The sequence below is a fragment of the Arthrobacter sp. UNC362MFTsu5.1 genome (assembly GCF_000685965.1).
GTDB lineage: Bacteria > Actinomycetota > Actinomycetes > Actinomycetales > Micrococcaceae > Arthrobacter.
In genome coordinates, this window is record NZ_JMLE01000018.1 from 1 (window position 1) to 24,759 (window position 24,759).

At 60.9% G+C, this 24,759-nt stretch carries 27 protein-coding genes; 10 read left to right on the forward strand and 17 right to left on the reverse strand.

All coding sequences use genetic code 11. The features are described 5' to 3' along the window. On the reverse strand, positions 1-508 hold a 508-nt coding region (locus BS38_RS25365), incomplete at its 3' end, for a hypothetical protein (protein ID WP_043438955.1). Between the two features lie 296 nt (positions 509-804). On the opposite strand from BS38_RS25365, the gene BS38_RS27155 reads away from it, so the two are divergent. Next, positions 805-942 (forward strand): hypothetical protein, encoded by a 138-nt coding sequence (locus BS38_RS27155; protein WP_156037154.1) that lies wholly within the window; start codon positions 805-807, stop codon positions 940-942. 1,001 nt (positions 943-1,943) lie between these two features. Next, on the forward strand, positions 1,944-2,228 hold the full coding sequence (locus BS38_RS25370; RefSeq protein ID WP_028271762.1) for a hypothetical protein: 285 nt from the start codon (positions 1,944-1,946) through the stop codon (positions 2,226-2,228). Here BS38_RS25370 and BS38_RS0116210 read toward each other — a convergent pair. The 4 genes from BS38_RS0116210 to BS38_RS25375 all read right to left on the reverse strand — a co-directional run bounded on the left by BS38_RS0116210 (position 2,225) and on the right by BS38_RS25375 (position 5,273). Next, positions 2,225-2,575: a histone-like nucleoid-structuring protein Lsr2 gene (locus tag BS38_RS0116210; RefSeq protein ID WP_231511279.1), complete on the reverse strand. Its 351-nt coding sequence runs from the start codon at positions 2,573-2,575 to the stop codon at positions 2,225-2,227. The two genes, BS38_RS25370 and BS38_RS0116210, sit on opposite strands and share 4 nt — an antisense overlap. Before the next feature lie 444 nt (positions 2,576-3,019). Continuing rightward, complete coding sequence (locus tag BS38_RS0116215; protein ID WP_028271764.1) at positions 3,020-3,586, reverse strand: recombinase family protein; 567 nt, start codon at positions 3,584-3,586, stop codon at positions 3,020-3,022. A 230-nt stretch (positions 3,587-3,816) separates the two neighbouring features. Beyond that, the gene (locus BS38_RS0116220; RefSeq protein WP_028271765.1) at positions 3,817-4,449 is read right to left on the reverse strand and encodes a hypothetical protein; all 633 of its coding nucleotides are present in this window, start codon (positions 4,447-4,449) and stop codon (positions 3,817-3,819) included. Positions 4,450-4,625: 176 nt separating this feature from the next. Then, on the reverse strand, positions 4,626-5,273 hold the full coding sequence (locus BS38_RS25375) for a plasmid pRiA4b ORF-3 family protein (protein ID WP_231511281.1): 648 nt from the start codon (positions 5,271-5,273) through the stop codon (positions 4,626-4,628). A 333-nt stretch (positions 5,274-5,606) separates the two neighbouring features. Here BS38_RS25375 and BS38_RS0116230 point away from each other — a divergent pair, with 333 nt between their 5' ends. Further along, positions 5,607-6,170, forward strand: coding sequence for a hypothetical protein (locus tag BS38_RS0116230; RefSeq protein WP_156037155.1), 564 nt, complete (start codon positions 5,607-5,609; stop codon positions 6,168-6,170). Positions 6,171-6,773: 603 nt separating this feature from the next. Here BS38_RS0116230 and BS38_RS0116240 read toward each other — a convergent pair. From BS38_RS0116240 to BS38_RS25380, 6 genes are all read right to left on the reverse strand, one after another. Continuing rightward, positions 6,774-7,094, reverse strand: a complete 321-nt coding sequence (locus BS38_RS0116240; protein ID WP_028271767.1) for a hypothetical protein — start codon at positions 7,092-7,094, stop codon at positions 6,774-6,776. Between the two features lie 64 nt (positions 7,095-7,158). Further along, complete coding sequence (locus BS38_RS0116245) at positions 7,159-8,514, reverse strand: alpha-L-fucosidase (protein WP_028271768.1); 1,356 nt, start codon at positions 8,512-8,514, stop codon at positions 7,159-7,161. A 66-nt stretch (positions 8,515-8,580) separates the two neighbouring features. Next, on the reverse strand, positions 8,581-9,480 hold the full coding sequence (locus BS38_RS0116250) for a carbohydrate ABC transporter permease (protein ID WP_081818929.1): 900 nt from the start codon (positions 9,478-9,480) through the stop codon (positions 8,581-8,583). Further along, positions 9,470-10,390 (reverse strand): carbohydrate ABC transporter permease, encoded by a 921-nt coding sequence (locus BS38_RS0116255; protein WP_231511283.1) that lies wholly within the window; start codon positions 10,388-10,390, stop codon positions 9,470-9,472. Before BS38_RS0116255 ends, BS38_RS0116250 begins: the two co-directional genes overlap by 11 nt. A 56-nt stretch (positions 10,391-10,446) precedes the next feature. Next, complete coding sequence (locus BS38_RS0116260) at positions 10,447-11,703, reverse strand: ABC transporter substrate-binding protein (protein WP_231511284.1); 1,257 nt, start codon at positions 11,701-11,703, stop codon at positions 10,447-10,449. Between the two features lie 184 nt (positions 11,704-11,887). Continuing rightward, positions 11,888-12,688, reverse strand: a complete 801-nt coding sequence (locus BS38_RS25380) for a FadR/GntR family transcriptional regulator (protein WP_081818931.1) — start codon at positions 12,686-12,688, stop codon at positions 11,888-11,890. Positions 12,689-12,863: 175 nt separating this feature from the next. Between BS38_RS25380 and BS38_RS0116270 the strand changes: the two genes are divergently transcribed. The 6 genes from BS38_RS0116270 (at position 12,864) to BS38_RS0116295 (ending at position 18,260) form a co-directional block, all read left to right on the forward strand. Then, the gene (locus BS38_RS0116270) at positions 12,864-14,249 is read left to right on the forward strand and encodes an L-fuconate dehydratase (protein WP_028271772.1); all 1,386 of its coding nucleotides are present in this window, start codon (positions 12,864-12,866) and stop codon (positions 14,247-14,249) included. Beyond that, positions 14,246-14,674: an RbsD/FucU domain-containing protein gene (locus BS38_RS0116275; protein WP_028271773.1), complete on the forward strand. Its 429-nt coding sequence runs from the start codon at positions 14,246-14,248 to the stop codon at positions 14,672-14,674. The genes BS38_RS0116270 and BS38_RS0116275 overlap by 4 nt, the downstream gene beginning before the upstream one ends. Before the next feature lie 12 nt (positions 14,675-14,686). Then, positions 14,687-15,565: an amidohydrolase family protein gene (locus tag BS38_RS0116280; RefSeq protein WP_028271774.1), complete on the forward strand. Its 879-nt coding sequence runs from the start codon at positions 14,687-14,689 to the stop codon at positions 15,563-15,565. Between the two features lie 2 nt (positions 15,566-15,567). Beyond that, a complete protein-coding gene (locus BS38_RS0116285; protein ID WP_028271775.1) occupies positions 15,568-16,539 on the forward strand; it encodes an aldo/keto reductase in 972 nt (323 codons plus the stop codon). Between the two features lie 85 nt (positions 16,540-16,624). Beyond that, positions 16,625-17,467 carry a fumarylacetoacetate hydrolase family protein gene (locus BS38_RS0116290; RefSeq protein WP_028271776.1) on the forward strand — a complete coding sequence of 281 codons (843 nt, stop codon included), beginning with the start codon at positions 16,625-16,627 and terminating at the stop codon, positions 17,465-17,467. A gap of 34 nt (positions 17,468-17,501) precedes the next feature. After that, the gene (locus BS38_RS0116295) at positions 17,502-18,260 is read left to right on the forward strand and encodes an SDR family NAD(P)-dependent oxidoreductase (RefSeq protein WP_028271777.1); all 759 of its coding nucleotides are present in this window, start codon (positions 17,502-17,504) and stop codon (positions 18,258-18,260) included. A 653-nt stretch (positions 18,261-18,913) separates the two neighbouring features. On the opposite strand, the gene BS38_RS0116300 is transcribed toward BS38_RS0116295, so the two are convergent. Together BS38_RS0116300 and BS38_RS25385 are read right to left on the reverse strand one after the other, a co-directional pair. Then, positions 18,914-19,210 (reverse strand): hypothetical protein, encoded by a 297-nt coding sequence (locus tag BS38_RS0116300; protein WP_156037156.1) that lies wholly within the window; start codon positions 19,208-19,210, stop codon positions 18,914-18,916. 148 nt (positions 19,211-19,358) lie between these two features. Further along, on the reverse strand, positions 19,359-19,703 hold the full coding sequence (locus tag BS38_RS25385) for a hypothetical protein (RefSeq protein WP_043438963.1): 345 nt from the start codon (positions 19,701-19,703) through the stop codon (positions 19,359-19,361). A gap of 223 nt (positions 19,704-19,926) precedes the next feature. On the opposite strand from BS38_RS25385, the gene BS38_RS0116310 reads away from it, so the two are divergent. Continuing rightward, the gene (locus tag BS38_RS0116310; RefSeq protein ID WP_028271779.1) at positions 19,927-20,847 is read left to right on the forward strand and encodes a LysR family transcriptional regulator; all 921 of its coding nucleotides are present in this window, start codon (positions 19,927-19,929) and stop codon (positions 20,845-20,847) included. Here the strand turns inward: BS38_RS0116310 and BS38_RS25390 are convergent. The 4 genes from BS38_RS25390 to BS38_RS0116330 are packed head-to-tail and all read right to left on the reverse strand — an operon-like array spanning position 20,844 to position 24,649. Then, complete coding sequence (locus BS38_RS25390) at positions 20,844-22,364, reverse strand: tripartite tricarboxylate transporter permease (protein WP_043438966.1); 1,521 nt, start codon at positions 22,362-22,364, stop codon at positions 20,844-20,846. The genes BS38_RS0116310 and BS38_RS25390 overlap by 4 nt on opposite strands. Before the next feature lie 13 nt (positions 22,365-22,377). Continuing rightward, on the reverse strand, positions 22,378-22,875 hold the full coding sequence (locus BS38_RS26790; protein ID WP_081818932.1) for a tripartite tricarboxylate transporter TctB family protein: 498 nt from the start codon (positions 22,873-22,875) through the stop codon (positions 22,378-22,380). Further along, positions 22,872-23,867 carry a Bug family tripartite tricarboxylate transporter substrate binding protein gene (locus BS38_RS0116325; RefSeq protein WP_028271781.1) on the reverse strand — a complete coding sequence of 332 codons (996 nt, stop codon included), beginning with the start codon at positions 23,865-23,867 and terminating at the stop codon, positions 22,872-22,874. Before BS38_RS0116325 ends, BS38_RS26790 begins: the two co-directional genes overlap by 4 nt. After that, positions 23,864-24,649 carry an RraA family protein gene (locus BS38_RS0116330; RefSeq protein ID WP_051628965.1) on the reverse strand — a complete coding sequence of 262 codons (786 nt, stop codon included), beginning with the start codon at positions 24,647-24,649 and terminating at the stop codon, positions 23,864-23,866. Before BS38_RS0116330 ends, BS38_RS0116325 begins: the two co-directional genes overlap by 4 nt. Between the last annotated feature and the right edge of the window lie 110 nt (positions 24,650-24,759).

Sequence of the window (24,759 nt, forward strand, 5' to 3'; positions counted from 1 at the left end):
GCACGGTGGAGCCGGAGTTGTTGGTCAGGGCGATCGTGCCGTCTGTTCCGACAGGCGAGTTTACGAGGTTTGGGATGGTTTGGCCTGAGGTGAAGTTCAGGTTTGAGGTCCCTGGCTGGTTTGTTCCGCCGGCGTAGACGGTGATGTTCCCGGCGGTGCCGGGGGAGGTGACTGTGACGTTTACGGAGACGGCGGAGACGCCGGCGGCAGGGATCCCGCCGCGTCCGGTGACTTTGACCCGGATGGTCGCCCAGGGCGCGACCGCCCCGCTTATCCCGCCGGTGCCGTTGCGGGTATCCAGCTGACGAAAGGGCGTTAGAGAAGTGAAAGTCCCGGCCACGGTCGGGATGAAGGACTCGCTGACGAATGCCGTTGCCGGCGACGTATGTACCTCAGTGTTGTCTATCGATGACGCTGCAGCCGGAGAAATCATGGCAAGACCGGAGCCCGACACCACCCCGGCAGTAACCATGAGCAGAGCCACGAACCTGGAGCGGAACGAACGCATTGAATCCCCCAAAAAACGTGCCGGCACATCCGCGGCCTGGCTAGCCGGAAAATATCATGCTGAAAGCAAGAAACGCTCAAGAACCGACACTGGGCGTCATCCTGGGACGCTAATTCAACCGTGCTATGTGGTCGCAATGGGAACGAACATCATCGCTGAATTGGGGCGTGCAACCGACGGATGGATTGTTGAGCTTACGAACCAATTCTTGGTATCAGGTCTTACGTAACCTCGGCTGCCGCTAAGAGGTCCTCCGGTAGCGGCGGGAAGTAAGCCCCACAAAGGCGAGAAAAGCCTTGAATGCGAGTGCGGCTACAACAAAGATCAAAGCGGCCGCCGAGGCGGCTTTCACGTCGTCCGCATTCACGCTGGTGTCGCTGGAAGCAGGCATCGCAGGATTCGCTGACGGCACCACGCCCGGCCTTCCTGTGTGAGATACCGGCGGGGGCGTGGAGTCCACTTGCGCTAGTGGAGACGGAAAGGGGGCACCGATGGTGCTTGGGGAGCGTCTGGCGCGGACCCTGCGAATTGTCCCTATGCCGATGGCAGTCCCACCTGCCGCGAGCGAGTGTATGAGTATCAGAGCCAGCCAGATTTCTATACCCATGACCTTTGGAGCCAGAGATGCTGCCACCAAACTTCCGCCCAAGCCCAGGCGCCACGAAGCCTAAGATCTGAAGCCAATCCTGCCACTGTCGCCTTAGTGAGTCTCTCTACGTAGAGTCCTGCGAACTGTAAATAGCCAGCAACCACGACTATCAAAGCGCCGGTGAAAGCCGCTGGGTCCTGGCAGTCCAAAACAACTGTGCAGGTCGTTGAATCCATCAAGAATTTCCCCCCAGAAAAACGCATGCCGATACATGCCGAACGGGCGCCAATCGCGCATACAGATTCAATATAGATCCCAAGGCGGCTCCGGCCGAGACTGCGACGTCGGGTGTGCCATGACTTTGGCAGGCTCAGTCCGGCATTGAACAGGGTCGCTGACTGGGCGCCAGCTACCAACAACAGTCTCGGGTAACGGGCCGGACTATCCGTCTGCGCAGCCCCTTACGAGTTCCAGCTTTAGGTAAAGTCCGGTATCAGCGAATTTGAAGGGACCCTGAGCTCCGCCTTGTACCGGGGCCTGCGTCCTGAGGTCGCCGTGCCGTGCCGGTAATCCGGCCTCTGAAATCGACCTGACCCGGAAGCTCTGGAGCAGCCGGCGACTGCTCGCGGACCCGCTACTGCCCGTACATGTGGATCCGCTCCGGTCCGATTACAGGTTCAGCATCCTCGCGGCAGAAGAGAAGTTGAAGCCCGCGCTACCGTGCCGGTATTGGCGGCCTGAGCCTGACCGTCATCGCAAATCTGCGATGTTACGCCAACAAAGCCGTCGTTAACAGGCTTTGCGCTTGGGGGAGCGGGGGAGACTCCGACAGCTAGGTACCCCGAGATGGTTGCCGAAGGGGCTTCCGGTTTGGCGGGGGCACGGCAGTGGCCGGTGGATTGCGCCACCGGCCCACCTTTGATTGTCGTCTACTTCGGGTTGCTGTCCGTGAAGAGGATGTCGGCCGTCTGGTATGTCACCACGCTCATTATGTCGCCCGGCGGCGCGATGAACCACGAGGTCGGTCTGTTTCTGCCAGATCAGCATGCGGTCGGCTACCGGCAGGTTGAGGGACTGCTCTTTCCACAAACGGAAGTTCCGGTGCAAAGCTCCCTCGCAGGGATCTTCTAGTGTGCCGCCGTGTAGCGCTCCATCACGTCCGCCTGAATGCGTCCTCGGGTACTGACGGGAAAACCATTTTCAAGCGCCCAGACGCGGATGGCCTTTGTGTCGTTGTTGCTGGTTTGGACTCTGGGTTGCCGGGCCGCCAGCTTGGCACGACCGGATGTCCTGCGGGCAGCGGCTGTATATTTGTTCAGCGCCGCGCGTAGTTCGCCGGCGTGGGCTTCATTGAGATCAATCTCATATTCAGTCTTGTCGAAGGAGAAGGTGATTGTCTCATTCGCTTCAGAACCGTCAAGATCGTCTTCAAGCGTGGTTATTACTCGTTTTGCCATGCCGGATACGGTATCACTCATTGCGGTGAATAAATCCGGTATCGGTATTGCGTAATTCGCCAAAAAACTTTGCGTAATTACGACTGCGGTTTATTTTATCGTCAAATCAATGGCCAAATGCTGGGACGTCGGCTGGGCTGTGCGTGAGCCACCGGTTCTAGCTTTAGCGACAGGGAGCGCTGACGTGATGCCGTTTTGACGGATGGGTCCCGGATTCGCAGACTTCCAGATATACAGAGCTCGGAAGCGACAATACGGTCGCCGAGGACTTCCGCATTCCTCGCATGTGCCGTGGATGCAATCTCTTCGTACTACCTGCAGCGTGGTTCAGTTGCGGTCAGGCAGTGGATCAAAAAGGTCGGGTTCTTGGAGCACTCCAACTTCCGTTGTCCAAGAGCCGATAACAGCGATTCCGTCAAGCTACGTCGGCCGGCTATGGCGCTGAGGCGCAGGCAGGGGAGCAGTTCACTCCAGCTTGGCGTGGCGCAGGTACTGGTAAACCGTCTCTCTGCTGATCCCGTAGTCGCGGGCAAGGAGGGCTTTTGGAACACCGTTACCGGCGCGTCGGACCAGCTCGGCCGCCCGTTCCGGCGTGAGAGTCCGCTTCCGCCCTTTGTAAGCGCCGCGTTGCTTGGCCAGGGCGATGCCTTCCCTTTGGCGTTCCTTAATGAGACAGCGTTCGAATTCGGCGAAGGCCCCCATGACGGAGAGCATGAGGTTCGCCATGGGGGAGTCCTCTCCAGTGAAGACCAGGCTCTCTTTGACAAACTCCACCCGCACGCCCTTGCCGGTGAGGCCCTGGACGAGAGCACGTAAGTCATCCAGATTGCGGGCGAGACGGTCCATGCTATGCACAACCACCGTGTCCCCGTCGCGGGCGAACCGCAGCAGTTCCGTGAGCTCTGGCCTAGTGGTGTCCCTGCCAGAGGCCTTGTCCACGAAGACCCGGTCCAAAACCTGGCCTTCGAGCTGGCGCTTCTCGTTCTGATCCAGCGTGCTCACGCGCACGTACCCGATCCGCTGTCCACTCACCGGCGCCTCCAGACCCTCAACCTGTCAGGTTGAGTTCTAAGCCCCTCTCAGAAAAAAGTCAAGGCATGTTGTCGCGGTTCGTCAGGTTGGACTTGACAGGCTGAACGTCGATCTGGGCAACGCAACGCCTGGAGCCACGCCAAAGTCTTGCCTAGAGCCCCCTATGCAGGAGAAGTGGACACTGCCATTCTGCCTGTCAGCCCGCGGCCCGGCCGCGTGTACATCCATACTCAACCGTCAGTGCGGTGTCGTGAATGCTGCTGAGTGTACGCCTCATAGGGCGGGCGGGAGTCCAGCCATGGCCAGTCGTCGCCTCGGGGGCCCGCCATAAGAGAGCCCAGTGCCGGAAGACCAAGTTCGCTGCGCATGCCGTCACGAAGAACGTGGAGAAGATCTTGGGCCTGGAACCAAGCAGGGTAATAGGAAGTGAACGAAGCTCGCTTTTCGATCCGCCAGGTTATTTCCATGAGGGCGCCTGATACCCGATCTGCGAGGTCAGCCACGTTGCCGGTGGCCAACAACTGAACTTCGCCGAGTAGCGGCTGAAGTGATTCTTCCCATTTCGCGAAGTAGTCGGTGAGCCCCTGAGAGATGAATTCTTCATCTTCGCTGGAGATCTCGTTCACCCCGTCGTAGGACAGGAACGCCGCGACACCATCAATCTCGCGAAGCATAACTTCGGCCAATCCCAAATATTTTGCATAGACAGTGCGCCTATCCAACAGCCAACGGCGGTCATCCTCGACTTTGACTTTGCGGGTTTCGTTAGTGCGATTCAGCAGCGCCGATAGGATCGCAACCGCGACGCCGCCTGCAATGGTGAATCCGCCCGTTAGAAGTGCTGTAGCCGTTTGAGGATCCATAGGTCGATCATAGGAGGCAGGCGCTGGTCGAGTATCTATGCGGCCTGCAGACCGCACCATCAGACACGCTACTTGACGTAACGCCGGTTATCGGCCTTTTAAATCAGGCGGGGAGTGCCCCCGGAAGGGGCTGTTTTTGCCGTCGTTTGTGGCGTTTTTCCCCGGACTCCGGGGGTTCAGAACTGCTCCGCCAGCACCCGGTTGACGGCGGGGATGTCCAGGAAGGCTGGGTCGAATGGTTCGGCAGAACCGGTCATGTCGGCAACCCATGCGGAGTGTTCGGCGTGGTCAGGGTGCGACGGGTCGGCCAGGGCATCCATGATCTCCTCGTAACCGGGGACACCTCCGGAGTCTTCCAGCGGGCCGCGCCGGGCGCCGTCGATCAGCCGGGCGGGCGGACTGTTGCCGTCTGCGGGCCGGCGGGAAACCAGTTCGAGCCGGTGAAGCCAGCTGTCACCGAAGTCGTATTCGTAGAACGCTTCGCCCGCCCCCAGTGCGAGCAGCTGATCCAGAGTGCAGTCCTCCTCAGGCCTGTCGCCCGGTTCTTCGCACTGCTGCCCTGGAAGCCACTGCGGGACTTCCGGAAATTCGCCGTCGACCGGCCGCAGCGGCGCGAACGGGTCGCTGGTTACGTACCTGTGCAGGTGCGCGTCCTCCCAGCCAAATGCTGCCTGCAGGACCTGATGTACCTGACCTAAAGTCAGCGAGCCCCGGAGCTCGAATCGACGCCAAATTTCAGGCTCGCTGTCGACGAGGTTCACGCGAACCTCTAGGACGGAGTCTTGTCCATGTCCAATACCCGCCCTGGCCTTTGATCTGTCCATGGCACCCATTTTTACAGGCGTCACGGCCCTACTAGTAAGCGGTAGGGCCCCTCACCCAGCCTCGGCCGATAGCTTGATGAAAGGGACAATGTCGGCTTCTATCTGCGCTAGCTGCGAAAGATGCGACGTCAAGGGTGTCGTCTATTCGTACCGCCATTTCACAGCATGGTTTGCCGCATGAACAGCGGACCTCGCTTGCTTGGCAAACCGTCGTTGCGGTGCCAAAGTGCTCTTACTGGGGTGGGCCCGTAGAACAACGAATTGAGGCCGCGCATGCACGTCCCTCTGGAACCAACCCATCTACCAACATGGGATGACATCGGGCCCCAAATAGTGATCTCGGGACTGAACGCGGTGTTCCTAGCCCTGCTCGTGGGGCTTTCTGCCAACCTCATTTTGCGGGCGTTTGAGAATCGGCAAACGCGAAGAGAACTATGCCAAGCCACCAGCATTGAGATGTGGCACGTGGCCTACGCCTTTTATTGGAAGAGTCAGGAACAAATCTGGCGAAAGCAGTACCATCAGAAGGTTGACGCCGTAAAGCTCGCACGTGACTACGAAAGCTTTCGCATAGAAGCGCGAGTGCTAGAAGCCAAACTGGATGCAAACTTCCCAGGTAATGCGAGTTGGCTCTGGCACGGCGCTGTAGACATGCTCGGAGTGAGGTACTACCGCTTGACGCAACCCAAAAAGAGGCTCAATGACATGATCGCTTCTCACGGCAGCCATCCTGACGACGCCGGCAGGATTACTGATCCAAAGGTCAGAGCTTTATTCCTTCGAAAGGAACAGCTTCAAGATGATGTGCTGGTGAAGAAAACGTTTGAGGAAATGCTGTTGGCGGCTGTGAATTCCGTGAGGGCAGAGGCGAACAAACTGGACCCGATCCATCTCTAGTTGGGGCTGTTGCCCACCCTAGTTCGACCAAGGATGACGATCGCAGCGTATTTGGTTCGGCCAGCTTTACAGAATCTTTATTATCGGCGCTTCAAGAGCTCGGCGGAGAGGCGCGCGGATAAGCCGGTTGTCCGCTGTCAGTGGAGTTGGCAGTTCTGTCAGAAGACCCGGCAGCTTACGGGTTGGCGATGATTGTGTCAGTTAACGTCGCAGGGCGATTTTGCTCGGTGGCACCGCGCGATCACGCCGCCCGCCGCAGGACTGAGTGGTCGCTAGAACCCCACAGCCACAACTATGCAGCAACAGGATGGAACTACGTACATACGGAACTGCCAAATCGAATGGCGATCAAACGCCGGACCTCTGTCAGTAGAACTGGCAGTTCCCCACGTCGGCACTGCCAGATTCACTGACAACGGACACCGGTAGGCACTGAAGCCTGGTCATGTGAAGGAAGCGGCTTTCAGACCGTCAGTTCGTCGGTGCTTGTGTCGGAGTTTTGGGCTTCGGGTGTCGGCTGCCCATTGAGGGTCATAAGTGCCAGTACTCCTGCCATGACGAGAATGCCGGCGGCTACCAGCAGCGCGGTACCGTATCCCGCGGTCAAGGCGCCCCCGCGGCGACGCCTGCGTCGCCCCGCAGGGCGGAGATGGTTGCCGCGATGGCGGCCAGCACGGCCAGACCGAGAGCGACGCCAATCTGCTGGGCCGAGTTAAGCAGTGCCGAGGCGACTTCTGCCTTGTCCTGGTCAACGTGGTAAACGGCGGCCTGTGTGAGCGCTATGACGCCCAGGCTGAATCCAAGGGCGAGCACGAACATGGCTGGCGCCAGGTGCAGCCAGTAGTTGGCATCCTCGGCGATCGTGGAAGACCAGAGTGCTGCAACAGCGCTGAGAAGCGCTGCCGTTGCAGCAACAAGACGCAAAACGACGGCGGTCGTCCCTGTTTGGGGACGTCCGCCGTCGTGGCGATACCTGGCGGGAAGGCTGCTAGGAGCGTGGAACGCGGACGACGACGGGTCCCAACCGGTCCGCTGTCAGGGTCACCTTCAACGCTCCATCGGTGAAGGTCAGTGCGCCGCCTGGCCCGGCTACGGACGCCTTGTCGAAGGCGAACCGTTCTGCCCCAGGCTCGAGGACAATCTCGGCATCCTCCTTGGTTGAATCAATAAAGGCAACAACCTCCGGGCCGCGGTCTACCCAGCGGGTCCAGCTGCTCTCGCCGCCGCTGGCCGTCGAAGCAGCAGGCTCAAGCGGAAGCGCGCCGACCAGGTACTCCTTGGCAGTTGCCATCCAGCGTCCCAGGTCGGTCAGTGCCCGGCGTTGGATTTCGGGGATGGTGCCGTCTGCCTTCGGCCCCACGTTCAACAGGAAGTGCCCGCCCCGGGAGACGACGTCCGTGAGGTGTTGGGCCAACTGCCGGCCGGTAAGTGACTGTTCCGGGCCTTCCACCTGGTTGTAACCGAAGGAGAATCCGACGCCGCGGCAGTTCTCCCACTGAGATTCCGACTCGGACTGGGAGAAGTGCTCGTACTCGCTGGTGGCGTAGTCCTTATGCGTCTCGCCCCATCGGTCATTGACCACGCCATCGGGGTTGGCAGCGTAAAAGTGCTGGAACAGGGTCCCGAGCCCGTACTTGCCGAAGTGCTTGCCGGCGTCGGGCCATTCAATGTCATTCCACAGGATGTCGGGACGGTACTTGTCCACCAGGTCCACCACATGTTTGTAAGCATATTTCGCGTAGCCGGCGTCCTTGGGCCGGGACGTATCATGGACGCTTTGGCTGGTGAGATGGGGCGGGAAGGGGCGTACGTGCCAGTCCAGTCCGCCCGAGTAGTACAGGCCCAGCTTCAGCCCCTTCTCTTCCACGGCATGCGCAATCTCACCGATCAGGTCCTTGCGGGGTCCGCGGTGAACCGTATTCCGTTCTCCTGTTTCGGGTGCATCCCAGAGGGCGATGCCGTCGTGGTGCTTGGTGGTCGGAACCACGTAGTCCGCGCCGGCAAATTTGAACAGCTCCACCCAGTCCGCGGGATCGAATTGCTCCGCTTTCCACTGGTCCAGGAAAGCGTCATAGTCCTCGCCGTCGAACGCCTCCTTCTGGTGCTGCTGTGCAGGGCTGCCGTCAATGCGGATGGTGTTGTAGTACCACTCCGCATACGGGTTGTGGGTGAACCACTCGCGGTCGTCGTCGATGGTGCCCAGTGCCCCGATGGGCTCCGCCCAGGCGGGAACAGAGTAGGCGCCCCAGTGGATGAAGATGCCGAACGGCGCGTTCTGGAACCATTCCGGCACAGGCCGGGACAGCTGGTTCCATTCTTCAGGGGTGGCCGTTGCGTCGGTCATTTCTGCGCTCCGATTCTTGAATCAATGATTTGAATGTTGATGACATCTCGGGATGAGGGGTGGCGGTCAGCGGCCGCCGAAGCCGCCCATGCTGACGCCCTTCACCAGCTGGCGCTGCAGGAGGATGACCACCAGCAGGCTGGGAATGACGGCAACGGTTGCGGCGGCCATCAGAGGGCCCCAGTCGGTGCCGCGTTCGCCGGAGAACATGGACAGTCCCAGCGGGATGGTGGCCTGTGAGACGTCGTTGATGACGATCAGAGGCCAGAGGAAGCTGCTCCAGTAGTCAATGAAACTGAATACCGCCACCACGGCGAGCGGTGCCCGGACCAGCGGCAGGATGACGCTCCAGAGGATCCGGATTGACCCGGCACCGTCAATTCTTGCCGCCTCTTCAAACTCCACCGGCAGCGAGAGGAGGAACTGGCGGATCAGGAACGCTCCGAATGCGCCGAAGGCAAACGGAACGATGAGGGCGGGCAGGGAGTTCACCAGCTCAAGCTTGTTCATCATGATGTACAGCGGAATCACCAGGACCTCCTGCGGCAGCACCAGGGTGCCCAGGAAGACGAGGAACAGCTTGTCTCGGTGCTTGAACTGCAGGCGCGCAAAGGCGTACGCGGAGAGCAACGACACCACCGTAGTCAGGACTGCTCCGGAAACCGCCACCAGGAAGCTGTTGGCGATGACCTGCCCGAACGGGATTGAAGTCCACGCGGTGATGTAGTTGGACCATTCGATACGGGAAGCCAAGAGGCTTGATCCGGTGGAGAAGACTTCGGAGGTGGGCTTGAGGGATGTTGCGATCATCCACACGAACGGGAAGAAGAAGACCAGCCCCACGAGGATGATGCCGATCCGGCTGATGTAGCGCCCCGGGTGCCTCTTCGTGCGCAGATTCATGGCGTGGCGCCGGTGGGACGCGGACTTGTCGGTCGCCGGCTTGGCCAGCATTTCAGTTGTCATAGTTGACCAGCCTCTTCTGCTGCGAGAACTGCAGAGCCGTAATGAGCATGACGATCACAAACAGTGCCCAGGCCAATGCCGAGGCGTATCCGAGTTTGTCGAAGGAAAATCCGTTGCGGTAGAGGTACAGGACGATCGTGTTGGTGGACTCACCGGGCCCGCCGAGCGTCAGCAGGTAGGGCTGTGTGAACACCTTGAACGATCCGATGATGGTCATCACCGTGCAGAAAAAGAGCGACGGCGACAACATGGGCAGGACCACCTGGAAGAACCGTTGCCACGGGCCCGCGCCGTCGATGCGTGCCGCTTCCAGCAGGTTGGGCGAGATGCTGTTGAGGCCTGCGCCGAGGACGATGATGTTGTAGCCGACTCCCTGCCACACGGACATGGCGATCAGCGATCCCATGGCCAGCTGGCTGTCGCTGAGCCAGGACGGCCCGGCGATGCCAAAATTCGCAAGGAAACTGTTGACTACCCCGTCGTCGGTCAGCATCAGCCGCCACACCAGCGCATTGGCCACCATCGGCGTCACCACCGGGATGAAGAACAGGACCCGGAAGAAGGGTCCCCAGCTGCCAAGGTTGTGCAGCCAGGTGGACAGGCCCAGCGCCAGGACAAGGTTGAGCACGGTGTAGCAGACGGCGAAGAACAGGGTGTTGCCCAGGACTGTCCAGAACACGGGGTCGCCGCTTAGCATCCGGACGTAATTGTCCAGACCTACGAACTCCGGCGCCCCGAACAGCGGCCAGTCGAACAGGCTGATCACCAGGGAAGCGATGAGCGGCAGCACAATAAATATCAGGAACCCGAGCATCCCCGGGGCAAGGTAGGCTGCCGCGAGCCTGCCGTGGCCCGTAATCGCCGTGGGCTTCTTTCCGTTTTTTACAGCTAGCGTGGGTAGAGCAGTCATCGTTGACCTATTCCAATAAGGGGGCAGGCCCTGCTGGGAGCCCGCCCCCGGGAAGATTACTTGGCTGAGTTCGAGATGGTGGAGAGAATTTCCTGTGCTGACTTGCTGCCCCGGAAACCCTCGCCTGAGTACTGGCTGAAGGTTGTCTCCACCTGGTTCCAGCTGGGCGTGGTCACCAGCGGGCGGCCGCTCTTCAGCAGGGCCTCCACCACCGCAACATCCGATGCCGGCTTATTCGCGGCCCAGTCCTTGACCGCGGAATCCACGGACGGCACGGTCCCGCGGGCAGCGCCAACGGCACCGACCACCTCAGGTGTGGTGATCTTCATGATGTTCTTGAAGGCCGCCTCCTTATCCTTGCAGGACGCAGCAATCGCGAAGGCCGAGCCCTGGATCATACCGGTGCTCTCTCCCGAATCGGAGGGAACAACGGCGATCCCCACCTTGCCCTGGGTCTTGGTGGTCAACGTCTCGTACATCCACGGACCGTCAATGATCATGGCCGCCTTGCCACTCATGAACTGCTGCTCAGGGACATCCGTGCCATCGGAGGCCTGGGGCGCATTGGCCACCTTTTCCTTCGCCACCAGGTCAAAGGCAAACTGCTGGTCCTTGACCAGGCCCGCGTTGGTCAGGTCCAGCTTTGCGTCTTTGACCGGTTCGTTTCCGTTGGCGAAGGCAAGGGCAAGCCCGGGGCCGGACGCGAACCCCGGCGGAACGGCCAGCCCGGTCACACCCTCCTTGGTCAGCGCCTTCAAGTCAGCTGAAAACTGTTCTGTGGTGTAGCTGAGTGTTGGTTCCTTGACGCCGGCTGCCGCCAGGAGATCCTTGTTGTAGTACAGGACCACCGGCTCCGCGTCATAGGGGATGCCCCGGAGGGTGCCGTCCACCGTCAGGCCGTCGATCATTGCCTTGTTGTACATGGAGACGTCGATGTTATTGCTCTTGGCCAGCTCATCCAGCGGCACCGTCAGGTCCTTAAGCTCCTGCGTACGTGCCGCCTGCGTGGTGATGATGCATGGTGCTCCGGAGCTGGAGAGGCGGGTCTTGACCTTGGTCCAGTAGTCGTTAAAGCTGGGGCCCTCGAGGGCCAGGTTGAACTCCGGGTCCTTCTCCTTGGCTGCGTCCACGAATGCCTGCCACTGTGCACGGTCGCTGTCGTTAGTGATCCAGGTGTACATCGAGGAGGCTTCCTTGCCACCGTCCGATGAGGATCCGGCGCTGGATGAGCCACAGGCGCTTAGGGTGCCTGCTGCGAGGGCGGCCACCGCTGCCGCTGTCAGCAGCCTGCCGGTAAAGCGGTTGTTCGACACGATGAATGTCCTTTCATAGCTGGGGACAAAGGCTGCCGGCGACGTCCTCGTGGCCTGCCTGATGTGATTTCCGCAACCTTTGTTCCAACAGAATGACCCTCCGGGCTGCCAGAAGTCAAGAAATCATCGGATGTTTCTGCATCACTTTTGGTCCTTGTGGCGCTGCCGAACGGTATTTGCACCGTTATTGGTTAACAAGATCGGATGAATAGGCGTCTTGACCATTAGACCCGAGGTCTAGCACACCTTCGGCCTGCTCCTCGAGCTCCGGCCCGGGGATGGCGGTGACATAGTCTTCCACCGCGTACAGGTGGTTTGCCATCCTCGTCCTTGCCCGGTCTACGTCATGGCGGCGCAGCGACTCCAAGATGCCAAGATGTTCACGGTGTGTCGCCAGGAGCCCCTCATTATCGTGGATGGACCGCCACATGCGCCCGCGGATCGTATTGGTGGACACGGTTTCGATGAGTGCGGACAGCACGTGGTTGGCGGACGCCCCGGCAATCAGCCGGTGAAACTCCACATCGCACTGCATTGCGGCGCTGTGGTCGATGGGCGCCGCATGGATAGCGGCATGGGCCCGCTCGAGGATGCGTTCCGCTTCTTCCAGTTGCCCGTCATCGATGCGGATCGCCGCCGCCGCGGCGGCCTCGGTCTCGAGGGCCCGCCGAACGGTGTGTACCTGGTTCGCCCGCTCGCCATCCTGCAGGCCCACCCAGAATTCCATGGCGGAAAGGAGGGCGGAGGGCTCCAGCCGGGTCACAAACGTTCCGGCTCCTTGCCGCGTTTCCAGGATGCCCATCGTGGACAAAGCCCGGACTCCTTCGCGAAGCGAGCCGCGGGAAACCTGCAGTTCCGCGGCGAGGTCCTTTTCGATCGGCAGCCGGTCCCCCGGCCGAAGTCGGCGGGACGACAGCATCCGTTTGATGCCGGAGATCACAACGTCGGTCTGGGACATGGAGCCGTTGGATGGACCATTGGTCATGACAGCCGCCTTTCTTGGTGTTCCGTCAGCTAGCACTTCAACACTTTCATCAGATGTATTGCTTGGAAAAACCCCGCTACTCCTATATTCTCATCAAATACTTCCAAATACATCAGATGATGCTCGCGACGTTGCTGGAGCGTCATCTTCCTAGCCTGAACCTGGAGGGCTCACCATGCCACAAATCACCGGTTATGACGTGTTCGACGTGCGGTTTCCGACGTCGCTGTCCGCGGACGGCTCCGACGCCATGAACCACGACGCGGATTACTCAGCTGCCTACATCGTGCTGAAGACGGACGACCCTGCCGTCTACGGGTGCGGCTTCACCTTCACCATCGGCCGCGGCACCGAAGTCTGTGCCGCCGCCATGGAACTGCGGGCCCGCCCGCTCGTGGGGCAGGACGTCGATGGAATCTGCGCCAGCCCGGGGGAAACTTACCGGGGCCTCAAACGCGATTCGCAGCTCCGCTGGCTGGGGCCCGACAAGGGCGTAGAGCACCTCGCGCTCGGAGCGGTCATGAACGCGGTGTGGGACCTAGCTGCCCGCCGGGCAGGAAAACCGCTGTGGCGGTTCCTAGTGGATATGACTCCGGAGCAGATCGTGGACGCCGCCGACCTCAGCTATCTATCGGACGCACTGACGAAAGAGGAGGCGCTGGGACTTTTGGCCCGCCTCGCTCCAACCAGGGAAGAGCGCATCCGGGAGCTGAGCCGGGACGGCTACCCGTGCTACACCACCTCCGCCGGCTGGCTCGGCTACTCGGACGAGAAACTTCGGAGGCTCTGCCAGGAGGCTGTGGACCAAGGGTACCGCCACATCAAACTCAAGGTGGGCGCATCACTGGAGGACGACATCCGCCGGCTGCGGATCGCCCGCGACGTGATCGGGCCTGAGGGCAACCTCATGATCGATGCCAACCAGGTGTGGGACGTTCCGCAGGCCATCGACTGGATCAAGCAGCTGTCCGAATTCAATCCGCTCTGGATCGAAGAGCCCACCAGCCCCGACGATGTCCTGGGCCACGCCGAAATCCGCAGGGCTGTCCAGCCGATCGGAGTGGCTACCGGCGAGCACGGCATGAACCGGGTGCTCTTCAAGCAGCTCTTCCAAGCCCGGGCAATCGACTACTGCCAGCTGGACGCATGTCGGCTCGCCAGCGTAAACGAAGTGCTTGCTGTGCAGCTGATGGCGGCGAAGTTCGGCATCCCGGTCTGCCCGCACGCCGGCGGTGTGGGTTTGTGTGAGCTGGTCCAGCATTTGTCCATCTTTGACTTCATCGCCGTCTCGGGAGACCTCACGGGGCGGGTCACGGAGTTCGTGGACCACCTGCACGAGCACTTTGTGGATCCGTGCATCATCAAAAACGGCGCCTACGTTATGCCGGCCAACCCCGGGTACTCGGCAGAACTGAAGGAGCAGACACTTCAGGAATACGCCTTTCCCTGGGGCAGCTACTGGACGGGAACGGACGCCGGACGCGCCGAACAGGCGTGGCGAGCCGGCAACGCAGCCGGACGCATCGCCTTCGCCAGTACCCGCACACAGGAGCACGCATGATCAACTACACCCTCACCCACCCGGGCCTGCTGACAGCCCTCGCCGAATCCGGCCACGGGTCCCAGATTCTGATTGCAGACGCCAACTACCCGCACAACACCGGCGCACCTGCCGCCGCCCGGCGCATACCGCTGAACCTGCGCCCGGGCCTGCTTACCATCGACCAGATCCTCGAGGTGCTGATCGACGCCGTGCCCATAGAAGCGGCAGCGGTCATGACGCCGCCGGACGGAACCTGGACGGAGGCCGTCAAAGGCTACGAACGCGCGCTTGGCACCGGGGTGCCCATCACTTCCCATCAGCGCTTCGAGTTCTACGACGCCGCCCGCTCCCCGGACGTCGCCGTCGTCATCGCCAGCGGAGACACACGGCACTACGCCAACCTGCTGCTGACCATCGGCGTCCGGCCCGACGGCACGGCCTGACCGGGAAGTGCCATGAAAGTCATCGACACCCACGTCCATGTCTGGGATCCCGCCGCGCTTGACTACGCCTGGCTGGCGGATGATCCTGCGCTGAACAAGCCGTTCATGCCTTCGGACCTTCCACACGCGGCGGCCGCCACCCGGGCGGCCATCTTCGTCCAGGCCGATTGCCGGGAGGACCAGGCACTTAAGGAAGTGGACTGGGTCAGTAGCCTCAGCGCTGGCTGGCCGCAGCTGGCCGCCATCGTGGCCTTCGCACCGATCAGCCGCGGCGACAACGTGGCGGAGGACCTCGACCAGCTGCTGGAGCGGCCCCTGGTCCGAGGGGTCCGCCAGCTCTTCCAGGACCGGGACAACTCCTTTATCCTGCATCCGGCCATGCTGGCAGGAGCACGCCAAGTGGCCCGCGCCGGACTCACATTCGACGCGTGCATCCGTTTCGGGCAGCTGCCCGCGCTGGCAAAATTCGCGGACGGCGTCCCCGACCTGCAAATCGTGCTGGACCATCTCGGCAAGCCGCCCATCGACAGCGGCGAACTGACGGCCTGGAGCCGCGGAATGCGAGAGCTCGCCCGGCGGCCGAACATCGTCGTCAAGATCTCAGGGGCCGGTGCGGAAGCAGACCGGAACCGTCCCCTGGCGCCCCAAGCCCTGCCGTTCATCACGGAAACGCTGAACCTATTTGGGTCCGAACGTTGCATGTTCGGAAGCGACTGGCCCGTCTCCCTGACGAGGCCGGCCGACTACCAGGACTGGATCACCATTGTTGAAACGGCACTGACAGGCGCGTCTGCCGGAGAGCGCGAAAGCGTTGCCGAGGGGACGGCAAACCGCGTTTACAGGCTGGATAGAGCTACGGAACAGGTAGCAACCCAACAGGAGAAGGACTGAGAATGCAAGCAAAAACCCGTACCATCCCCGGTACCGCTGTCCAACTTCCGGTGCTCGGCTTCGGCGCAGCACCTATTGGCAATCTTTACAGGGAAGTCCCGGAGCAGGAGGCCATCGATGCCATCACGGCGGCCTGGGACGGCGGCATCCGCTACTTCGACACCGCACCGCACTACGGACTGGGACTGTCAGAGCGGCGCCTCGGCCTGGCACTGGCAGGGCAGGACCGTGGCAGCTATGTGCTCAGCACAAAAATCGGGCGACTACTCCGGGCCAACCCCTCGCCGCAGGGCAAGGACACCGAAGGCTTTGACGTGCCCGACGATCTCTACCGGGTCCGTGACTATTCCCGCGATGGCGTGCTGCGCTCCATCGAGGAAAGCCTGCGGCGCCTGGACACTGACCGGATCGACATCGTGTACATCCACGACCCCGACGACTACTGGACCGAGGCCGTCGAAGGGGCGGCACCCACGCTGTCCGCCCTGCGGGACGAAGGCGTGATCGGCGCCTGGGGCGCGGGCATGAACCAGTCGCAGATGCTCCACCGGTTCGTCAACGAAACGGACATTGACGTGGTGATGCTCGCCGGCCGGTACACGCTGCTGGAACAGGGCGCGGCAGCCGACTTGCTCCCGGCCTGCGAGAAGCGTGAAGTGGGTGTGGTGAACGTCGGCATCTTCAATTCGGGCCTGCTGTCCAAGGAGCGGCCGGCTAGCAACGCCACCTACAACTATGCGCCGGCCCCGCAGGGACTTCTGGACCGGGCGAACCTGCTGGCGGACATCTGCGAATCGCATGGCACGACGCTGCCGGCCGCCGCACTTCAGTATCCGTACCAGCACCCAGCAGTAACCGGCGTAGTGCTGGGTATGCGTACACCGGAGCAGGTGAAGCAGAACCTCGACTTGGCGGCGCAAACCGTTCCGGATGCCCTGTGGGACGACCTACGCGAACACGGACTTATCACCTAGCGGCCAGCACACCATCCGCCACCACCGATCAGGGTGCATCGAAGCCCCCATACGATACGAACCTCGAGAAAGAAGAAAACATCTGATGCAATTCGCGCGTATAGGTGCGCCGGGCAAGGAAGTACCCGCCCTCCTGCACCACAACACGTACTACTCCCTGAAGCAGTTGGCAGCGGACATCGACGCCGACTTCTGGGAATCGGACGGACCGGGCCGGGCCGCGGCCGCACTCGCCGCCGGAGAACTGGCCGAACTCGCCGTCGAGGGCCGGATCGGCGCTCCGATAGCCCGGCCGTCTTCGGTGATCTGCGTGGGCATGAACTACGCGGCACACGCAGCGGAATCAGGTTCAACGCCTCCAACGGTACCGATCATCTTCCACAAGGCCCCCAACACCGTGGCCGGGCCCTTCGACGCGGTGGCCATCCCCCGCGGCTCCACCAAGACCGACTGGGAAGTCGAGCTGGGTGTGGTCATCGGCCGGCGGGCCTCCTACCTTGAGTCCCCGGCAGAGGCCCGCGACCACATCGCCGGATACGTCACCGTCAACGACCTGTCCGAGCGCACATTCCAGCTGGAAGTCTCCGGCGGCCAATGGTCCAAGGGAAAGAGCTGCGCGGGATTCTGCCCCACCGGCCCGTACCTGGTCACCCCCGACGAGGTGGATGCAGGCAACCTCGAACTGCGCAGCTGGGTAAACGGCGAAATCCGCCAAAATTCCAGCACTCGCGACCTGATATTCGACGTCGAGCAGATCATCTACGACCTGAGCCAGTTCCTGGTCCTTGAACCCGGCGACCTCATCTGCACGGGCACCCCCGAAGGTGTGGCCCTGTCCGGCCGGTTCCCATATCTGCAGGCGGGGGACGTCGTCGAAATCGAAGTAGCCGGGCTGGGACGCCAACAACAAAAATTCTTCCAGGCCTAGCTGTCCTGGCTTCAGGAAACGAAAGGAACAAACAATGGAGTTTGCAGGACTTAAGGCAATTGTCACGGGTGGCGCATCGGGAATCGGGGCCGCAGCGGCGGCCATGCTCAAGGAGCGCGGCGCCGCGGTGGCGGTACTGGACCTGCAGCCGGAGCAAGCCGCACCGGACCACATCGCCATCAAATGCGACGTTTCCGATGATGCATCCGTCCGCAGCGCAGTCAGGGAAGCCGCGGAAGCGATGGGCGGCATCGACATCGTAGCCAACAACGCCGGTATCGGCGCCCAGGGCACCATCGAGTCCAACGACGACGACGAATGGCACAAAGTGTTTGACATCAACGTCCTGGGAATGGTCCGGGTCTCGAGGGCTGCCCTGCCGTATCTGCGCCAATCCGAGTACGCGGCCATAGTGAACACTTGCTCCATCGCAGCGACCGCCGGCCTCCCCCAGCGCGCCCTCTACAGCGCCACCAAGGGCGCAGTGCTCTCGCTAACGCTGAGCATGGCCGCGGACCACCTGCACGAAGGCATCAGGGTGAACTGCGTAAACCCGGGCACGGCAGACACGCCATGGATCGGCCGGCTCCTCTCCACCGCACCGGACCCGGCTGCAGAACGCGCGGCGCTGGAGGCCCGCCAGCCGCACGGCCGGCTCGTCAGCCCGAATGAGATCGCGGCCGCGATACTCTACTTAGCCAGCCCGCTAGCGGGTTCCACCACGGGCGTCGACCTCGCAGTCGATGGAGGCATGCAGGCGCTGCGCCTACGCCCGCGCGCTTCTGCATCATAGGAGAGTGAACGTGTAGCAGAAGATGCCAAACTCTCTGGAGCTTCCGTCCTGTGGACGTCCGATGGCTATTCGACAAGTCCGACTTTTACCTGCTTGGGCTGTGGAAAATCACGGACTCCGTTCCCTTCTGCGGCAACTCTTGCGTACGTGGGAAACGGTATGCACCGGTATTTTGCCGTTACACCAGAACTTGCAGTTTGGCGCGATCCTATGCATCTGGCCAAGCTTCCCGCGCTACGACCACTATCAGGATGAGGCACACTCCAACCTGACGTCGGGGCAGCTGACGTGCGAAGACTTGCCCGTCCGTGGAGCTCCGGTCTGTTCTCAGACACCTGACGAACAGCAGGAGGTGACGTCGCCCGCCCCTTCGCTGCGGCTTTCATCAAGACCCGATTCTTCGGACTATTTTGATGATTCTCGGGCTACCGTATCCCGGTTTCCTGCCCCTCCAACTGTCAGGGTGGGATCTGAGAACATCATGAGCCACCGTCAACAATGCCGAATTCCGCACTATTCTGACGCCAGACCCGGCTCCCGCAGGTTCCCCGCGCTCCCTACCACCCTGTCCAACACTGCTCTAGGGCGAGGCGACCTCCGAGAAGCTTCAATGGGCAAGGCGTGCTACTTGACCGAATATAAGTTATCGGCCCTTAAACACTGGTCGGGCAGTGCTCCCGAACAGGGTCGGTGCAAATGCGCCGGAAGACAATAACGTCCTCGTCGGCCATGAACATGGCTCGTCCCTTACCGTTGTCCTGATTGAGCCAAAAGACGCTGCCGTCCGAGGCAAGCGTATCGACACTCCCGGACGTCAGCGTTTTCCCGTTGCGCCGCACCAGTTCGAGCTCGTCCTGCTGGTCGAGCTTTGTCCAATCCAGCACCGGTTCCAGCTGAGCGTGTCTGGGCAACGCTGGCGAGTGATCTGTCTTCTGATCTCGATGGGTCACCACGAATCCTCCCTCAATCCTTCTCTTACGCTCACGACTTCAGCCGGCTGATCTTGTGCAGGGTCCAGCTAAAGCGTTACCGGCTTGACCTCTCGAAGCGGTACCGGGCGCTTGTCGAGGCGCGTTTACTCGCGGCCCGAAGCCCGTGTCAGGCCCTGTAAAATCTACGTACTCCAGGCTCGGGCGTTTTTCCTTCGCGAATGGCGAAAAGTCCATCCTGCTGGTGGAACATTGCCCGTCCTTTGCCATCATTTTGGATCAGCCAAAGGACGCTGCCATCCAGGGCCAGCATGTCGACGTATCCTGATGCGACTTCTTTACCGTCGCGGTGGAGAGTGATCTCGTCGTGGCGGGAGAGCTTGGCCCAGTCGGGTATAGGTTCCAGAAGCGGTGCTCGACTTTGGTGCTGGGACTGAGTCGACGGGCTCGGGCTAAGAACCTGATTCCTTCCGAGACGGACGATCTTCTTGTGGCGGTGCAAGAGATTGGACAATGTGTTTCCTTCATTAGGGACCGACAATTGGAGACCGCGGTAAGCCGGCAACAGTCAGAACGGGATAGGCATGAGCCCCTGTCCTGGGAAATCTGACGTGGGAAGATTGGGTGCGCTCTTAGGACTACTTCAAAAGCGAAGTAGTCCTGGACGCCAAGGCAATTGGGCGCAGGTTTCGCGCGTGTACATGCGTTCCGGAGTTACCTACTTTCTATGGAGTCAGATGCTGGTCCTTCGCGATCTCGAACAGTTTGTAGTTCTTGCGGACGAACTGAACTTCAGGCATGCTGCTGCGCGGCTACACATTTCGCAGCCAACCTTGACTCAAACAATTCAGCGGCTTGAACGTTTTGTGGGTTCTTCTCTGATCGAACGTACGACCCGCAAAAGCCGCTTAACGGAGGCCGGGCAAACGCTGGCCCAAGGTGCGAGACTGCTCCTTCGCGACGCTGATGCTCTGACCCGTGACGTCAGGCATGTTGCCGCCGGGCGCCGCCGGCAATTGCGCCTGGGCGCCGTTAACCCGGCGCTGCGTCGCATGGTGCCGAACATCCTTCACGATGTGCATACGCAATACCCGGACTTGCGAATCAGCCTGCATCCAATGCCGTCGCACCAGCAGCTGCGCGCCTTGCGGGAGTCAAGAATTGATATAGCCATTGTGCGGACCGCGGAGTCTCTTCCCGGGTTTGTGAGTGAAATTCTGATGCATGAGCCACTTTTCGCTGTGCTTCCGTCAGACCACCCACTTGCAGGTCAGTCGAGGGTCGATTTGGAGCAGCTGAATGGCCTGGACTTCGTTATGGCTCCCCGGGACCGCAATCCCGAGTTTTACGATGAACTGATCAGTTTGTACACGCGACGTAACTGTTCGCCTTCGACCATTACTGAGGCTGACAATATGCATGCCCAGCTTGCTCTGGTGGGGGCTGGTGTTGGGGTAGCCGTTCAGCCGCTCTTGTTTGTTGACCGGGACCGGAGCGACATTGTCTTCCGGCCAGTCAACGAGGAACTGCGAATACCGCTTCAGCTACTTCGGCCGGCTTCTGACGAGACGGAAATTACCCAGGCCTTCCTCACGAGTGCCCGTGCCTGCGCCCAGGCACTCGTGGCGGACGCGCAGGAGAGCGACCGACCGGTCTAGGAACCGACGTGGATGCTCTCCTCGACTGCCCCGGTCTGGGCCCTGCGCTTCCGGACTGCTGAGAAGGTTGAGGCCCCGATCAGCAGTACGGACACGGCGATCAGCGCGAGTGATCCGGGCCGTTGGAGGAAGATCAGGAGTCCTTCGTCTCCGAGGAGAAGCGACTGGCGGAGTGAGGTCTCCAGAAGCCCGCCAAGAATGAAGGCCAAAACCAGCGGACCTGGTGGGAAGCCCCAGATGCGCATGAAGTAGCCGACTACACCGAAGAACAGGGCCACCCACATATTCCAGGTGTTGTTGTCGATCGTGTAAACACCAACGAGGCTCAAGACAATAATGAACGGACTTAGCACGGCCATATCGACACGCAGAATCTGAATCAGCAGCCCCACCAAGGGAAGGCTGAGAATCAGGAGAACCACGTTGCCCAGGTACATCGAGGCGATGACACCCCAAAATAGGTCTGGGTTCTCGGTGACCAGCCGGGGCCCGGGTGTGATGCCGTTGATGAGCAGGACGCTGAAGAGCAGGGATATGGTGACGTTGAAGGGGATACCTAGACTCAGCAGCGGAATAAAGGAGGACGTCGAGGAGGCGTTGTTGGCGGTCTCGGGTCCGGCGACTCCCTGGATGGCTCCCTTGCCGAATTCCTCAGGATTCTTGGCAAAGCGGCGTTCGGCGCCATAGCTCAGAAGGGACGAGAGGAGGCCGCCGCCTCCCGGGACGAGCCCGACAAGTGTTCCGATGACTGAACCGCGGGCGATTGGTGCGGCGCTATCGCGAAGGTCCTTTTTGGTGGGCCAGACTCTGCCGACCTTCTTGCTGACGAGCTCAGCTTCTGAGTCGCGTTCCCTGAGTGAGAACAAGACTTCCCCGATACCGAACAGACCGAGAACAACGGCGACTACATCCATCCCGTCCAGGAGCTGCAGCGAATCGCCTACAAAGCGCGCGTCGCCTGAAATGGGGTCCAGTCCGACGGTGGCGAGGAAGAGGCCTATGGCGGCTGCAACGACTGCTTTTGCGAAGGCTCCTGCGCCAAGGTATGCGATCAGCAACAGGCCGAGGAGTGCCAGCATGGCGTATTCCGGTGGACCAAGCTTCACTGCAAGTTCGGCGAGGGCGGGGGCGAAGAACGTTAGGGCAATCAGGGCAACGGTCGCTCCGATGAAGGAACCAATTGCGGAGATTCCCAGCGCGGGCCCTGCGCGCCCCTTGCGGGCCATTTCGTAGCCGTCAATTGCGGTGACAACGGATGCAGCTTCGCCTGGCAGTTTCAGGAGCACTGAGGTGACTGTTCCGCCGTACATCACACCCGCGTAAATCCCGGCCAGAAGGATGATCGCGGTTGTGGGCTCCATCGCGTAGGTGAAGGGAAGCAATATCGAGATTGTGGTGATCGGGCCAAGGCCGGGCAGAACACCGACGACGACGCCAAGGAGGCAGCCGGCGAGGACTGCGAGGAGATTCATCGGATCCAGAGCAACACTGAACCCAAGGAGAATCGAGTCATTCATGTGAGTTCGTTTCCTAAGGGATCGGCAGCACGGAAGCGGGGAAAGCTGTGCCGATGATGATTGCAAAGAGAATGTAGAGCAGTGCCGTGATGGTCAGGGAAGCGATGATGATCCTCTTCCAGGACATATCGCTGAGCAACTTCATCCATGCGGAAGTGACGATAAGCACCGCCGGAATCAGCCCGATGTAGCTGAAGATCAGGATGAAGGCCAGGGTCAGGCCGAAGCCCACTGCGGGCCGCTGGGAAGGGCCGACTGGTGGGAGCGCCGTGCCTTTGAAGCTCTCCCACGCTATGGCCGCCGCGGCGAGTGTCCATGTACAGGCAATGGCAAACGGCCAAAGACCCGGACCAGGTTCGTTGGTCGTCCCGACGCCCAAGGCTAGCGAGCCGACGAGCAGTGCGATGCCACAGAGTCCGAGGACGACAGGGACCGCCACACTGTAGATGCGTGTTTTTACGCCTGGCTGGCCGCTACCCCGGTACCGTACGTCCTCGGACTGCTGGCTCATGGGATCAGGCCCAATTCTTTCAAGACGATACCGTTCTCATCGAAGTCTGATTTGATGTCGGCAGCATATTCTTCGCCTGTCCCGAAGTCGGGTACCGCCCCTGAGGATGAGATCCGCTCAAGGACCTTGGGGTCTTTAAGGGAAGCCTGGACCGCGTCTGCGAGGGCTGTCACGACCTCGTTGCTGAGTCCTTTGGGGCCGACGATCCCGGAGGTGAGATCCGTTGAGGCGTCAATCCCACTCTCTTTCAGAGTCGGCACTTTCTCGTAGCTCTGATCCTTGACGCTGCCAAGGTTGGCCAGGATCTTCAGATCACCGGACTTCACCGAGGCGGTGAAACCCTGTGGCAAGCCTGCAGCGCCATCGACGTTCTTCCCGAGGAGCGCGGTTACGGTCTCGCTGCTGCTCTTGAAAGGAACCTGCTTGGTATCCACGCCTGCGGCAGCGTTGAATTTCTCCATCGCGATACTGGCTGGATTACCTACCCCCGTCGAGGCGTACCGGAATGAACCCGGATTAGCCTTCAGGTCGGCGACGAGTTCCTGAATGGTGTTCCATGGCGCGTCGGCCCGGACGGCAAGAACAATGGGTGAGGTGGCGATGCGGGCGATCGGGGTGACGTCATCGTAGGAGTATGAGGTCTTGCCGTAGTGGGGTTGAACGGTCAGCGGGCCGCCGGCAATAAAAGCCAGCTTGTAACCGTTGGGCTCGCTGTTGACTACCGATGTCATGCCGCTGGTCCCGGCTCCGCCGGATTCGTTGAGCACGACGACGGATTGTTCGTTCAGTTCAGGTTCCATCCCTGAGATGACGGTCCGGGCAAGCTGATCCGTGGCTCCGCCGGCGTCGTACGGGACGACTGCTTCGATGGAGGAGTTGGGGTAGTCGGCCTCTGTTCCCCCGCTTTGTGGGCCGGCACCGACGGAGCAGGAGGTCACCAGAAGGCTGGCCACGGCGAGTGTGATGGCCGCAAGTGCGCGGGAGGCGATCATCCGTCGTACCGCTTCCGGAAGAGAGGACGCAGTTCGTCCAGGGGAACATCTTTGACGATGAGGTCTGCCATGTGGGCTTCATTGGCGGTGATTTCTTCGACCTGGTCGATGACGTACTCGATGTGTTCGAAGGGGACGCAGCAGATGCCAGAATCGTCGGCGACAATCAGGTCCCCCGGTTCCACGCGAATGTTCCAGACCTGCACGGGGGCGTTCATCTCGATGGCTTCAATGCGGAACTTGCCGGTCAGTGGGGTGATTCCTGCGCTCCATACCGGGTAGTCCAGCTTGCGGATGGTGTTCGCGTCACGGACTGCGCCGTTAACGATGCTGCCGGCCAGGCCGCGGGTCTGGGCCACGGTGCACGACTGGCCGCCCATGTTGGACACATCCAGGTTCCCGCCAGTGTCGGTGACCAACACGTCCCCGGGCTCGGCAAGATAGTAGATGTCGCGGGTGGACATGCGGATAAAGTCTTTGTCCACGTACCCCTGGGTGGGGGTCTTGCGCTCCACGAGGTTGCGGATGGTCACGGCCGGGCCTACGACGCGGTGCCCGGTTGAGAGCGGCTTCAGGTAGGACGCGGGGACGGTGCCGATGATACCCAGGCTGTCGAGGACGTCAGAGACGGTGGTGGTGAGGTCCTCAATTGCGAGGTAGCGGTCGATGATGGCACGGGAGGGGCGGTCGAACTTGATCTTCCGTATGCGCTCCTGCGGTACCAGGCCCCAGATCCGTCCGGCGCTCTGGTATTCCTCGTAATCCTGGCTAACGATGCTCAATGCGTTTCCTTTGTCTTGCTGGGAAGTTGCCGAGTGATGACCGGCACATTTCCAGAGTATTTACAGCTCAGTTATTGCACAATAGATGAATTTTCAATCAGGTTATTGCT

Bases quoted from the DNA above. Each gene is read 5' to 3' on its own strand.
- BS38_RS0116220 (WP_028271765.1), bottom strand. From the start codon at position 4,449: ATGGATCCTCAAACGGCTACAGCACTTCTAACGGGCGGATTCACCATT.
- BS38_RS25380 (WP_081818931.1), bottom strand. From the start codon at position 12,688: ATGACCAATGGTCCATCCAACGGCTCCATGTCCCAGACCGACGTTGTG.
- BS38_RS0116325 (WP_028271781.1), bottom strand. From the start codon at position 23,867: ATGATCGCCTCCCGCGCACTTGCGGCCATCACACTCGCCGTGGCCAGC.
- BS38_RS0116295 (WP_028271777.1), top strand. From the start codon at position 17,502: ATGGAGTTTGCAGGACTTAAGGCAATTGTCACGGGTGGCGCATCGGGA.
- BS38_RS0116270 (WP_028271772.1), top strand. From the start codon at position 12,864: ATGCCACAAATCACCGGTTATGACGTGTTCGACGTGCGGTTTCCGACG.
- BS38_RS26790 (WP_081818932.1), bottom strand. From the start codon at position 22,875: ATGAGCCAGCAGTCCGAGGACGTACGGTACCGGGGTAGCGGCCAGCCA.
- BS38_RS0116280 (WP_028271774.1), top strand. From the start codon at position 14,687: ATGAAAGTCATCGACACCCACGTCCATGTCTGGGATCCCGCCGCGCTT.
- BS38_RS0116310 (WP_028271779.1), top strand. From the start codon at position 19,927: ATGCTGGTCCTTCGCGATCTCGAACAGTTTGTAGTTCTTGCGGACGAA.
- BS38_RS0116210 (WP_231511279.1), bottom strand. From the start codon at position 2,575: ATGAGTGATACCGTATCCGGCATGGCAAAACGAGTAATAACCACGCTT.
- BS38_RS25375 (WP_231511281.1), bottom strand. From the start codon at position 5,273: ATGGACAGATCAAAGGCCAGGGCGGGTATTGGACATGGACAAGACTCC.
- BS38_RS25370 (WP_028271762.1), top strand. From the start codon at position 1,944: ATGGTTGCCGAAGGGGCTTCCGGTTTGGCGGGGGCACGGCAGTGGCCG.
- BS38_RS25390 (WP_043438966.1), bottom strand. From the start codon at position 22,364: ATGAATGACTCGATTCTCCTTGGGTTCAGTGTTGCTCTGGATCCGATG.
- BS38_RS0116245 (WP_028271768.1), bottom strand. From the start codon at position 8,514: ATGACCGACGCAACGGCCACCCCTGAAGAATGGAACCAGCTGTCCCGG.
- BS38_RS0116275 (WP_028271773.1), top strand. From the start codon at position 14,246: ATGATCAACTACACCCTCACCCACCCGGGCCTGCTGACAGCCCTCGCC.
- BS38_RS0116250 (WP_081818929.1), bottom strand. From the start codon at position 9,480: ATGACAACTGAAATGCTGGCCAAGCCGGCGACCGACAAGTCCGCGTCC.
- BS38_RS0116290 (WP_028271776.1), top strand. From the start codon at position 16,625: ATGCAATTCGCGCGTATAGGTGCGCCGGGCAAGGAAGTACCCGCCCTC.
- BS38_RS0116285 (WP_028271775.1), top strand. From the start codon at position 15,568: ATGCAAGCAAAAACCCGTACCATCCCCGGTACCGCTGTCCAACTTCCG.
- BS38_RS0116255 (WP_231511283.1), bottom strand. From the start codon at position 10,390: ATGACTGCTCTACCCACGCTAGCTGTAAAAAACGGAAAGAAGCCCACG.